Source organism: Streptacidiphilus sp. MAP12-20 (assembly GCF_041262525.1).
GTDB lineage: Bacteria > Actinomycetota > Actinomycetes > Streptomycetales > Streptomycetaceae > Streptacidiphilus.
The window spans coordinates 266,475-278,788 of record NZ_JBGCCK010000004.1; the positions used below are offsets into that span (position 1 = coordinate 266,475).

8 protein-coding genes are annotated in these 12,314 nt (G+C 71.6%); 2 read left to right on the forward strand and 6 right to left on the reverse strand.

Going from position 1 to position 12,314, the window contains the following annotated elements; genetic code table 11:
* Positions 1–15: 15 nt before the first annotated feature.
* Genes ABIA32_RS07400 through rfbB form a run of 3 tightly spaced genes read right to left on the reverse strand, consistent with a single transcriptional unit; the run spans position 16 to position 3,232 of the window.
* The gene (locus ABIA32_RS07400; RefSeq protein WP_370093048.1) at positions 16–1,347 is read right to left on the reverse strand and encodes a lipopolysaccharide biosynthesis protein; all 1,332 of its coding nucleotides are present in this window, start codon (positions 1,345–1,347) and stop codon (positions 16–18) included.
* Positions 1,344–2,255 carry a dTDP-4-dehydrorhamnose reductase gene (rfbD, locus tag ABIA32_RS07405; protein ID WP_370093049.1) on the reverse strand — a complete coding sequence of 304 codons (912 nt, stop codon included), beginning with the start codon at positions 2,253–2,255 and terminating at the stop codon, positions 1,344–1,346. The genes ABIA32_RS07400 and rfbD overlap by 4 nt, the downstream gene beginning before the upstream one ends.
* The gene (gene rfbB, locus ABIA32_RS07410; protein ID WP_370093050.1) at positions 2,252–3,232 is read right to left on the reverse strand and encodes a dTDP-glucose 4,6-dehydratase; all 981 of its coding nucleotides are present in this window, start codon (positions 3,230–3,232) and stop codon (positions 2,252–2,254) included. Before rfbB ends, rfbD begins: the two co-directional genes overlap by 4 nt.
* 67 nt (positions 3,233–3,299) lie before the next feature.
* Here rfbB and rfbA point away from each other — a divergent pair, with 67 nt between their 5' ends.
* On the forward strand, positions 3,300–4,175 hold the full coding sequence (gene rfbA, locus ABIA32_RS07415) for a glucose-1-phosphate thymidylyltransferase RfbA (protein ID WP_370093051.1): 876 nt from the start codon (positions 3,300–3,302) through the stop codon (positions 4,173–4,175).
* Positions 4,172–4,768, forward strand: a complete 597-nt coding sequence (rfbC, locus tag ABIA32_RS07420; protein WP_370093052.1) for a dTDP-4-dehydrorhamnose 3,5-epimerase — start codon at positions 4,172–4,174, stop codon at positions 4,766–4,768. The genes rfbA and rfbC overlap by 4 nt, the downstream gene beginning before the upstream one ends.
* Before the next feature lie 65 nt (positions 4,769–4,833).
* Here the strand turns inward: rfbC and ABIA32_RS07425 are convergent, their stop codons facing one another.
* The 3 genes from ABIA32_RS07425 to ABIA32_RS07435 form a co-directional block, all read right to left on the reverse strand.
* Positions 4,834–6,963: a hypothetical protein gene (locus ABIA32_RS07425; protein WP_370093053.1), complete on the reverse strand. Its 2,130-nt coding sequence runs from the start codon at positions 6,961–6,963 to the stop codon at positions 4,834–4,836.
* A 36-nt stretch (positions 6,964–6,999) separates the two neighbouring features.
* Positions 7,000–9,015, reverse strand: a complete 2,016-nt coding sequence (locus ABIA32_RS07430) for a hypothetical protein (protein ID WP_370093054.1) — start codon at positions 9,013–9,015, stop codon at positions 7,000–7,002.
* A 151-nt stretch (positions 9,016–9,166) separates the two neighbouring features.
* Complete coding sequence (locus ABIA32_RS07435) at positions 9,167–12,217, reverse strand: protease pro-enzyme activation domain-containing protein (protein WP_370093055.1); 3,051 nt, start codon at positions 12,215–12,217, stop codon at positions 9,167–9,169.
* Between the last annotated feature and the right edge of the window lie 97 nt (positions 12,218–12,314).

Genomic DNA, 12,314 nt, shown 5'->3' on the forward strand with positions numbered 1-12,314 from the left:
GAAAATCCTAGCGACTCAGAGAGTCGCCCGCGTTGCGGACGGGTTCGGCTCCCCCACCCGTGGTACCGCCTCACCTGTGGCAATCCAGTGACCGGAGACCCGCCACAGGGACACCAGCAGCACCGCCGCGGTGACCGCGGAACCGGCGAAGTAGGCGAACTCCACCCGTGTGGCCGCGGCCCCCGGAATGAAGGTCGCTCCCACGAGTGCGGCGGTTCCCACGATCCAGCCGAGCAGCTGCAGGCGATGCCGGTCCATGGCCATCAACGCCTGGCCGAGGATCAGCGCAAGCATGTAGCACATCGTCCCCGCTGCAAACCAGAAGAAGTCAAGAAAATGGAGAACGTTGGGCGCTTTGAAGAAGACGTGGATCAACCAGCTCCCGAACAGCACCGACGGCACCCCGCCCAGCAGGCCGAGCACGGTGATCACTCCGCAGGTGCGGAGCAGCATCCGGCGGAAGCCGCTGCGGTCCCCCGCCGTCGCAGCGGTGGACAGCCCGGTCATCAGCGTCGGCTGGAGGGAGCCGAAGATGAAGAGCGGGATCCGGCAGAGCACGGCCGCGCTGAGTACGGCATTGGTCAGATCGCTGTCCGAGGGCGCGAGCAGGGCCAGAGCCAGCACCGGGGCGTTGGCCATGCCCTGGGCCAGCACGCACGCGCCCATCAGCAGGGTCATGTTCTGGAACAGCTCGGACCAGGCCATCGGCGGCCCCGCGTGGCAGCCCCGCACGACCGGGCGCAGCGTGAACACGGTGGCCAGCAGCGGGGCCGCGGCCAGGACCAGGGCGTAGGCGATCGCCTCGTGCACGCCGGCCGCGAGCAGGCCCAGCGCGAGCACGATCCGCAGCGCTCCGTCGTAGGCGAGCGACCGGCCGTAGGAGTCGAAGAGGCCGAGTCCCGCGAGGACGCCGCGGCTCAGATAGACCAGGCCCATGCCGACGAGGGTGGCGCCGAAGGCCCAGACCAGCCCGAGGTCGCCCTTGAAGAACTGGTCGGCCACCGGCCTGGCCGCCACGGCGAGCGCCCCGCAGAGCACGGCCAGCAGGCCGACGGTGAGCACCGCCGCGCGGCGCAGCACCGGGGCCACGCCCTCGCCGCGGACCACGCGGGCGGCGACGACCCGGGTCAGCTCCTGCTCGACCGGGAAGAAGAGCCCGAGGCTGACCGTCATCGCCAGCGACCAGAGCTCGGCGACCGCGGCTCGCGGATCCGAGCTGAGGGCGTGACCGGCGGCCGCGATCTGGATGTACGAGGCGGCGCCGAGCACCACCGTCCCGCCGATGACGAGGTGGGTGCCCGGAGGGATCACCCGCATCAACTTGGCGAGCGGACCGCCACTGCTCATCTGCCGTCGCCGCCTGCTGCTCCGCGCGCCGCCGCGGCGGCGGCGAGCTCGGCGAAGGCCGGGCGCTTGAGCGCCTCGGTGAGGCTCTGCTGCCACTCCGGCAGCGGACCGAACCCGGCGGCCGCCCAGCGCTCGTGCCCGAGCACGCTGTACGAGGGCCGCACGGCCGGGCGCGGGAAGGCGTCGGAGGTGGTCGCGCCGACCCGCTCGGGGTCGAGCCCGGCCAGTTCGAAGGTGGCGCGGGCCAGGCCGCGCCAGGTGGTCTGCCCGGACGCGGTCCCGTGGTAGATCCCGGCGGGCGCGGTGCCCGCGAGGGCCGCCCGGCCGAGCTCCACCAGGCGCTCGGCGAGGTCGGCTGTCCAGGTGGGCTGTCCGTGCTGGTCGTCGACGACCGCCAGGCTGTCCCGCTGGGCGGCCAGCTTCAGCATGGTGGCGACGAAGTTCGGGCCGTGCTCGCCGTAGAGCCAGGCGGTGCGGACCACGTAGCCCGTCTCGGGGAGCAGGTCGAGAACGGCCTGCTCGCCGACCAGTTTGCTGCGGCCGTAGGCGTTGACCGGACCGGTCCCGGCGTTCTCGGGGCAGGGCTCGGTGGCGTCTCCGGGGAGGACGTAGTCCGTGGACACCTGTATCAGCCGGGCGCCGGTCGCGGCGCAGGCGGCGGCAAGGTGCCGGACGGCCGTGCCGTTGACCGCGGTGGCCGCCGCCTCGGCGGTCTCCGCGCCGTCCACGTCCGTCCACGCCGCGCAGTTCAGCACCACGTCGTGGTCGGCCACGGCCGCACGGACGGCGTCCGCGTCGGTGACGTCCAGGGTGGCCCGGGTGAGGGCGGTGACCTGCTCACCCGCGAGCGCCGCCAGCACGTCCTGGCCGAGCATGCCGCCGGCGCCGGTGACGAGCCAACGGGTCATAGCGCAGCCTGCGCCTTCAGCGGCTCCCACCAGGCGCGGTTCTCGCGGTACCAGGTGATCGTGTCCGCGAGGCCCTGCTCGAAGGAGACCTGCGGGGTGTAGCCGAGCTCGTTGCTGATCTTGGAGATGTCCAGCGAGTAGCGCAGGTCGTGGCCCTTGCGATCGGCCACGCGCTCGACCATGTCCCAGTCGGCGCCGGCGGCCTGCAGCAGCAGCCCGGTCAGCTCCTTGTTGGTGATCTCGGTGCCGCCGCCGATGTTGTAGACCTCACCCGCGCGGCCCTTGGCCAGCGCCAGCGCGATGCCGCGGCAGTGGTCGGAGACGTGCAGCCAGTCGCGGATGTTGCCGCCCTCGCCGTACAGCGGGACCTTCTTGCCGTCGATGAGGTTGGTGGTGAAGAGCGGGATGACCTTCTCGGGGAACTGGTAGTGCCCGTAGTTGTTGGAGCAGCGGGTCACCACCACGTCCATGCCGTGGGTGCGGTGGTACGCCAGCGCCAGCAGGTCGGAGCCCGCCTTGGAGGCGGAGTACGGGGAGTTCGGCGCGAGCGGCCACTCCTCCGTCCACGAGCCCTCCGAGATCGAGCCGTAGACCTCGTCGGTGGAGACGTGCAGGAACCGGCCGACGCCGTGCTTGCGCGCGGAGTCGAGCAGCACCTGGGTGCCGAGCACGTTGGTGGTCACGAACGGTCCCGCGCCCGCGATGGAGCGGTCCACGTGGGACTCGGCGGCGAAGTGGACCACCGCGTCGTGGCCGGCCATCGCCTGGTCCACGGCCTCGGCGTCGCAGATGTCGCCCTGGACGAAGGAGTAGTCCGGGTGGTCGGCCACGGGATCCAGGTTGGCCAGCACGCCGGAGTAGGTGAGCTTGTCGAACACCGTGACCTTGGCCCCCTGCAACGGCGTGGGGGTCGAGAGCAGCTGGCGGACGAACTCGGAGCCGATGAACCCGGCACCGCCGGTGACAAGAATGCGCATAGTCCGGTCAGCATATCCGGAGGGCACCCGCGCGGCCCAAGCCCGGGGAAGGCCCTAGAGTGGCCGCATGCGCGGCATACTTCTCGCCGGTGGAACGGGCTCCCGTCTCTGGCCTCTGACCAGGGCGGTCTCCAAGCAGCTGCTCCCCGTCTTCGACAAGCCAATGATCTACTACCCGCTCTCCACGCTGATGATGGCGGGCATCACCGAGGTGCTGGTCATCACCACCCCGGACGACCAGGACCAGTTCCAGCGGCTGCTGGGCGACGGCTCCCAGTGGGGCCTGCAGCTCAGCTACGCGGTCCAGGAGCGCCCCGAGGGCATCGCCCAGGCGTTCGTCCTCGGCGCCGACTTCATCGGCGACCAGCCGGTCGCGCTGATCCTCGGCGACAACATCTTCCACGGCAGCGGGCTCGGTACCCGGCTGCGGGAGAACGAGGGCCTGGTCGGCGGCCGCGTCTTCGCGTACCCGGTGGCGGACCCGACCGCGCTCGGCGTCGTCGAGTTCGACGCCGAGGGCCGGGTGATCTCGATCGAGGAGAAGCCCGAGAAGCCCAAGTCCCGCTACGCCGTGCCCGGCCTCTACTTCTACGACGCCGACGTGGTCCGCATCGCCAGGGAGCTGAAGCCCAGCGCCCGCGGCGAGCTGGAGATCACTGCCGTCAACGACGCCTACCTGCAGCGCGGCCGACTGCACGTCACCGTGCTGGACCGGGGCACGGCCTGGCTCGACACCGGCACCTTCGACTCGATGGTGCAGGCGTCCGAGTACGTGCGGGTCATAGAGCAGCGTCAGGGGCTCAAGATCGGCTGCATCGAGGAGATCGCCTGGCGGATGGGCTACATCGACGAGGCCCAGCTGCGCGAGCTGGCCGAACCGCTGGTCAAGAGCGGCTACGGCACCTACCTGCTGAATCTGCTGAACGAGGGGGTCTCCCGATGAAGATCCGCGAGCTCGGCATCGAGGGCGCCTTCGAGATCAGCCCGGTGCAGCACGGCGATCCCCGCGGTCTCTTCATGGAGTGGTACCGCTTCGACCACCTCGCCGAGGCGGTCGGGCATCCGCTCCGGCTCGCCCAGGCCAACCTCTCGGTGTCCGCCGCCGGGGTGGTCCGCGGCATCCACTTCGCCGACGTCCCGCCCGGGCAGGCGAAGTACGTGACCTGCGTGCGCGGCGCGGTCCTGGACGTGATCGTCGACCTTCGGGTGGGCTCGCCCACCTTCGGTCAGTGGGAGGGCGTCCGCCTGGACGACACCGACCGCCGGGCGGTCTACCTGTCCGAGGGTCTGGGCCACGGTTTCTGCGCGCTGTCGGACGACGCCACGCTGTCCTACCTCTGCTCCGAGACCTACAACCCGACCGGCGAGCACGGCATCCACCCGCTCGACCCCGACCTGGGCATCGAGTGGCCCGCCGGGCTCCCGCAGCTGTCGGCCAAGGACGAGGCCGCCCCCACGCTGGCGGAGGCCCGCGCGTCCGGCCTGCTGCCGGTCTACGAGGACTGCCGCAGCTTCACCGAGTCGCTGCGGGTCTGATCCGCAGCGGGCACGCTTGCACACGAGGGCCGGGGTGATCACCCCGGCCCTCACTGCTACCGCCGTTACTTCGCGATCGGGGCGACCTTCCAGGGGGTGCGGGGCAACAGGCGGACGGTCACCGGCACCGTCGGGACGAGCCGGGACAGGTCGCGTTGCAGGCGCGGGACGAGCGTCGGCTCGGCCACCCAGATGGTCGTCGCACGGCCCTGGGCGCGCAGCGCCTTCTCCAGGTTCCAGAGCCCGTCCGCGTACTGCTTCCTGGTCGGCTTCCCCAGACCGATGTTCACGTAGTAGACGTCGAGGGCCCACGGGGTCATCAGGCCCTGCTGCCGCAGCAGCGTGTTGGCCAGGAAGGTGCCCTGCTCGTTGGCCCAGCCGATGTTCTGGTCCAGCACGATCACGGGCTGCCGCGAGGCCATGGCCTCCGGGCTGTAGACGAAGGCGCCGGCCGGCGGCGCGTCCATGGACAGCTCGCCGCGGCCCCAGGCGAGCAGCGGGATCGCCGCCGTGGCGCTGCCGCCGCCCCGGCCGACCGGGACCGCCGAGGAGCGCTGCACCGAGCGGGGGGCCCAGCTGACGTTGGCGGCGAGCAGGAAGACGCCCGCGGCCACGGCGGTGGCCACCACCGCCGTGAGCGCCCCGTCCCACCGGCGCGCCGGCCGGGGCTGCCGGGCCGGTCGCGCGCCCAGCCAGCCGAGGGACCCGGCGAGCACCAGGGCCGCCAGGACGACCCCGGTGGCCATCTTGGCGTAGTAGTAGCTCAGCGCGTGGACGGTCGCCAGCTGCCAGGCCCCGAACGCCGCCAGCATGACGGTGACGCCCAACCCGGTCAGCAGCCCCGCACGGGCCACCGCGGTGCCCTGTCGGACCCCTGCCAGCAGCGCCAGCAGCACGACCGCCAGGACGCCGCCGGTGAAGAGCAGCGACGGCTGGGTGGCGGACCCGATCCCGGCGGTCGCCGCCTGTGAGGTCACGTTGAGCGAGGTGACCATGGAGTAGAGGCTCGGCACGGCCGCCAGGCCGAGCCCGACCAGGACGGCGGGGATCCACCACACCGCCACCTGCCGCAGCCCGCGCCGGTGCACGAGGGTCAGGGCGGCCGCGGCGCAGAGGGCGACGCCGGTGAAGAGGTTGTAGCTGTAGGCGACGGCAGCCAAGCCCGCCACGATCACCGCCGCCCGCTCGGCCCAGCCCATGGCGGGCCGCACGATGACCGCCACCGTCAACGGCACACAGAGCAGACCGAAGATCTCCGAGAAATATCCGGCGGGCACCAGCGTCACCAGGGGACTCACCAGAACCAGCGCGCTCAGACCACCGAGCAGGGCAGCGGAGCGCAGGCCACGCAACCGCGGCCCGGCCACCCACCGGGCGCCCCAGACGACGGCCGCGGGCACCAGCGCCAGCACCACCAGGGTGTCGTGGAAGAACGTGGTGTAGGCGGTGAGCAGGACCGGTTCGGTCCTGCCGTTGTGGACCAGCAGGTCGAACCAGGCCAGGAAGAAGTGCGAACCCTGGGGGTAGGACGTCTGGGTCGGGGCGGGGACGTAGGGCGCCGCCGCCGAGGCGTGCAGGAAGAGATAGCCCTGCAGGTGCTGGATCGTGTCGAAGATCGAGAAGTGCACGTAGGCGTCCGCCGACGTGCCGCCGAAGCGCAGTTGCCGGATGGCGTCCAGCCCGGCGATCGGCCGCCACAGCTGCCACAGCGCGGCCCCGAAGGTCCCGACCACCAACAGGTCACTGCCGCGGACGCGGAGCGGCAGCGACGGCAGCCGTCCGGACACCCACCAGCGCAGCCCGGCCAGCGTCAGCAGGATCGAGCAGGACAGCGGACCGGACAGCCCCCAGGGCCAGACCGACATCAGCAGCCCGAGCAGCAGCACCGCGCCGACGATCAGCAGCGCCGACACCATCAGCCGGTCGAGGAGTCCGCCACCGACCCTGAGCGACGCGCCGACGCCGAGCAGCAGCAGCACGGGCAGCACCGGGCCGAGGTGGAGCGCGGTGAGCGCCCACGGCAGCAGCCAGGCGGCCAGGATCCAGGAGACGGCCACGGTGACGCGTCGGCGGCGGGAGGCGTCGGGCCGCCCGGAGAGGGCGCCGCCGCCCCGCTCACCGTCGACCGGGCGGCCGGGGCCGCCGGTTCCCTGCTCGGCGTCCGTCCCGGGCGGGCGGACAGTCTGCTCGGGCATGCGCGAAACCTCGTCGTCTCGGAAGCGGTGGTCCGGTCAGGTACCGGCGGACCCCGAGGGCAGATAGGCGACGGTGACTTCTGCTCCCTTCACCAGGGGAGGAAGATCATGGGCCAGGCGCTCGGCCAGCTTGCGGTCGCCGACGTAGACCTCGACCGGCTGGTGGCCCTCGGACCTGACGGCGAGCACGAGCGCGTCGAGCGAATGCCGGTAGGCGGCGCCCTTCGGCAGCCAGCTGCCCATATTGATGGCGCTGAGGTCGCTGTTCATGCCCACGACCGAGCCCTGACGGTGGACCAGCGTGTTGGCCAGCAGGGTGTTGCGGCGGTTGGACCAGCCGCGGGAGGTGTCCAGCATGATGATGGTCCCGTTGGCGGAGAGCACCACCGGGTGGGTGACGACGCCCCCGCCGGGGGTCGGCGGCGTCGCGGTGATCCGGCGCTGGCTCCAGGCCATCAGCGGCATCCTGGCGAGGCTCGACGAGAGGATGGACCGCCCCGCGGCGGCCGGCTTGGCGCCCACGTCGACGCCCCAGTCGGCGTTGAGGCCCACCAGCAGAGAGCCGAAGCCGGCGGCCAGGCCCAGTGAGGCGGTGACGAGGCGTCCGGCACGCTTCCCGCCGAAGCGGAGCGCGGGCGCCGACAGGCTGGCCCGCAGGGCCCAGCCGACCGCGCCCAGCAGCACCAGCATCGCGAAGGTCGCGCCGGTGGCCGACTTCTCGAAGTAGTAGGCCAGGTGGTGCAGCGTCTGGTACTGGTAGGCGCCATAGAGGGTGAGCGCCACGGCCGTGCCCGCGGCCAGCAGGAATCCGGCGCGGGCCACTGCGAAGCCGCGGAGCGCCGGCCGCACCAGGGCCGCCAGCACCACGACGGTCAGCGCGAGCTGGAACATCAGCGACTGGGTGCTCGCCCCGGCGCCCTGCTGCATCGACTGGGTGCTGACGTTCAGCGCGGTGGTCACGGATATCAGGGTGGGCAGGGCCGCCGCGGCGAGGCCCAGTGCCACCACCGGCAGCCACCAGCGGATCGCCGCGCCGATCCGGCGCCGCTGCAGCACGACGTGGGCCACCAGCAGGAAGCCGAAGAAGACCAGGAAGAGGTTGTAGCAGTAGGCCGTCGCCACGGCGGTGGCCACCACCACCGCGGCCCGCTCCGCCATCGGCATGGCCGAACGGAGCATCAGCGCGGTACCGAGGACCACGAAGAGCAGACCGACCAGCTCCGAGTAGAAGCCCTGGACGACCAGCAGCACCAGCGGGCTGGTCAGCAGCAGTCCGCCGACGAGGCCGCAGACGGCGCCCGCGCGCCAGCCGCGCAGCCGCGGCCCGCCGACCCATCGGGCGCCCCACACCGTCAGCGCGCACAGCAGGGCGGCGGCGGCCAGCATCGCGTGGAACAGCCAGGTGAAGGAGACCAGCGCGTCGGGCTCGAGCTTGCCGTTGCGCAGCACCAGCTGGACCCAGGCGAACAGGAAGTGCGAACCCTGCGGGTAGGAGCTCTCGGTGGGGGTCATCACGTACTGACGGGCCTCCACCGTGTGGAGGAACAGGAAGCCGGGTATTCGCTGGATCGCGTCGAAGATCGCGAAGTGCACGTAGGCGTCGGGCGCCTCACCGTTGTAGTTCAGCTGCGCGGCCGGGGAGAGCCCGGCCACGGGAGCCATCAGCCGCCAGAAGACGAAGGCTCCGGTGCCCACGACGGCCAGGTCCGAGTAGCGGAAGCGGAGCGGGAGCTGTGGCAGGCGCCCGGCGAACCACCACCACAGGCCTGCCACGAGCAACAGCACCGAGCACGAAAGCGGCACCGACAGGCCCCACGGCCACACCGACATCAGCAGCCCGAGCAGCAGCACCTCACCGCAGAGCAGCAGCAGCGCCACCGCCAGCCGGTCCAGCAGGACGCCGCCGGTCCTGATCGCCGCAGCGGTCCCCAACAGCACCAGAAGCAGCAGCACCGGTCCGAGGCCGACAGCGACCAGGAGCGGCGGCAACGCCAACGAGCACACCAGCCAGACCAGGCCGACCACCGGCCGTGCCATCTGCTTCTTCACCACGATCCCTACTGTCCCCCCGGCTGAACCTTCTGGCGCGCCGGGCACCCTGGACAGGATAGGGCCCCGCTTCGAACACGAAGCGGGGCCCAGGCCCGTTAAGAGTCACTCACACCCAGCGTGCACCTCTGGCACCTCGGGCGTCGCGGGCGTCTCAGGCGAAGTAGCCGAAGACGTCCGCGATGACATGCGTGGTGCTGCTGACGTAGAGATCGACCTTGCCGTCCGCGCCGACCGGGACCATCACCAGGTTGGGGACGGTCTCGCCCGCGACCCAGTTGAGGTTGGAGGCCTGCGGAAGCGCGGTGCCGTCCGCGTAGGCCGTCAGCACGCCGCCGCCGGTGGTGCCGGTGACGGTGACGTTCAGGACGACCGCGGAGACGCCCGCCGGGACTCCGGTGCTGCCGCCGGTGACCTGCAGCACGACCTTCTGGCCACCGGGGATCGGCGTCTTGGTGCCGACGCCCTGCGCGGCGCGGGTGTCCAGGATTCGCCTCGGTCCGGACTTGGTGTACTTCGCGGTACCGCTGGGGTCGAAGTAGCCGAAGACGTCGGCGATCACGTGCGAGGTGCCGGCCACGTGGAGGCTGACCGCGCCGTTGCTGCCGATCGGCACGATGACCAGACCCGGCAGCGTGGTGTTGGAAGCGCCCCAGTTGATGTTGGACGCGTTGGGGAGCGCCGTGCCACCCGGGTAGGCCGAGATGAACCCGCCGCCCACCGTCTCCGTCGCCGTGACGTTCAGCACGACCGCGGTCGCGGTCGCCGGAATCCCGGCCACACCCTGGATCGGCACGTCGACCGAGGCGTTGCTGATCGCCGTGTTGGTGGGGATGCCGATGTGCTGCCGGGTGTCCAGCAGTCGCGTCGGCGCGTGCGGGACGTAGGAAGCGCCCGAGGTGTCGTTGGTGTAGTAGCCCTCGACGTCCGCGATGACATCCGTCGCGGACGAGGCGTAGAAGTCCACCCAGCCGTCACCCGAGAGCGGGACGGTGACCAGGTTGGAGATGATGTTGCCCTTGACCCAGTTCAGGTTGGACGTCTTCGGCCGGCCGGTGCCGTCGCCCCAGGCGGTCAGGACGCCGCCGCCCGCGGTGTGCACCACGGTGACGTTGAGGACCACCGCGGTGACGCCGGTCGCCGGAATGCCGGCGGCCGTGTTGCCCTCGATCTGGGCGGAGGCGATGCCGCCGGCAGCGACCTGCGGGGCGGTGGTGCTCGGGGAGCGGGTGTCCAGCAGACGCGACGGGTTGACCGGGTGGTAGGTGCCCGGGCCCTGGGCCGCAGCCGGGAGCGCGGCGCAGAGGGCGCTGGTGATCGTGGCGGCGTGCGGCTCACCGAGACCGGTGGACAGGTCGTAGCCCGTCCCGGCCGGCATGGCCGTGGCGTCGGCACCGCTCGTCGTCACGTCGGCGAAGGCGCCCGCGTAGTTCTTGGTCGCCGCCCCGTACAGGGTCGGGTTGATGAAGCCCGCCGGGCCGTTGGCCTGGCACGCGCTCTGCGCGTCGGCCTGCGCCACCAGCGACGCCCAGGTGGGCGTCGAACCGCTGGTGCCGCCGACGGGAATCCACTGGCCGCCGATGTAGACGGGGTAGCCGGTGTTGGGGTCGGCGAGGGCCGAGACGTCCGGCACCTGACGGCAGGTGTAGCCGGACTTCGGCGTGCAGGCGCTCGCGTCGTAGCCGGGGCCGGTGAAGCCCTGCTGGTAGTCGTAGCTGTTGTTCAGCGACCAGATGCGCGAGGTGCCGCCGCCGGCGCCGTAGCCGCCGTGCGACCACGAGGTGCGGGTCACCGAGGCGCCCGAGCCGGTGAGGGAGGTGCCGCCTACGGCGGTGACGTAGGGCTGGTCGGCCGGGTCGGAGACGACCTGGCTGTGCTGGTACGACGCACCGTTGTCGCCGATGCAGCTGGTCGCACCGCTGTCACCGGAGGAGTTGAGCACCGTCTGACCCTGGAGAGCGGCCTCGACGAAGGTCCAGTTCTCCGTGTTGATGACGTTGGAGCTGCTGTCCAGCTCGCAGCCGCCGTAGCTGATCGACACGACCTGGGCGTTGTCGTCCGTCACCATGCGGCGCATCGGGTCGAGCCAGTCCGCGTCGGTGAAGTGCGTGTTGGGCGTGCCACCGGCCAGGGTCAGGTCCGGACCCTGGTAGTCCACGATGTTCGCGCCGGGGGCCATGCCGGCCAGGATCTCCAGGTCCAGCAGCGACTCGACGCCGATGTTGTGCGCCGGGTCCGGCGCCACCGTCGCCCCGCCGTCGACCCTGACCACGCTCACCGGCACGTGGGTGCCGTAGCAGGACTGGTAGGCGGCGAGGTCGGCGGCGCTGTACTGCTCCCACTCCAGGACGCCGACGGTGACGCCCTGGGCGGTGGTGGAGCCGTGGTCCATGCCGTAGACGGAGGCCAGGTTCTGGGCGCTGTACCAGCCGTTGCCGTCGGAGCCGAACCGGCTCATGGCGGAGACGCCGGAGGAGCAGAACTGCCCGGTCACGTTGGGCGTGACGGCCTGCGCGCTGCGCTTGACGCCGGTGGTCGTGGCAACAGCGGCGTGCTTCGCGGTGCCGATCACGTGGTCGGTGCGCGGCCGGAAGGTCCCGTCGAGACCGGAGACACCGGTGATCTGCGCGGCCACGTCACCGCGGAACTGCGGCGCGGCGGTGTTCAGGATGCCCGTGCTGCCGTCCTTCAGACGGTAGGAGGCGAAGCCGGTGCCGAATGCCTTGGCGGCGTCGCCGACAGTCGTGGTGACCGGGATGGACAGCCCGTCGACGCCGGCCGCTCCGGGCGTGAGCCCGGCGGCACGCAGCGACGCGTCCACCTCCGCGATGGTCTGCTGGGTGGCCCCGTAGAGCTTCCCGAACTGACCCTTCGACAGGTAGTGGTGGTACAGGGAGTTGCCCTTGGTGGTGACCGCCTTCGCGAGCGCGTTCAGCTCGGCGGGGTCGCGCGGGGCGAGATTGACGCTCAGTCGGAGCACAGTGCTGTCGGCCGGCGCACCGACCTGAACCGCGCCCACGGGAGCGTGCGGAGCCTTGCCGATCCGCTGCGCGCTCGCGGCGGTGGCCCCGGTCTGACCGACCGGCGAGGCGTTCGCGGTGGCGAGAGCGAAAGAACCGCCCACAAGGGCGGTGGCCGCGACTGCGGCGGTGAGCCCGAGACGGCGGGCTCGCCGGTGCTTGGGTGCGTTGACCTTCAAGGCCATGCAGACACTCCTAGGAACTGGGCCGAGGTCGGTCCAGAGAGGAGGTGTGCGGCGCGCGCTCGCGGCTGAACACAGCCGCGCGGTGTGCGGCTGTGCA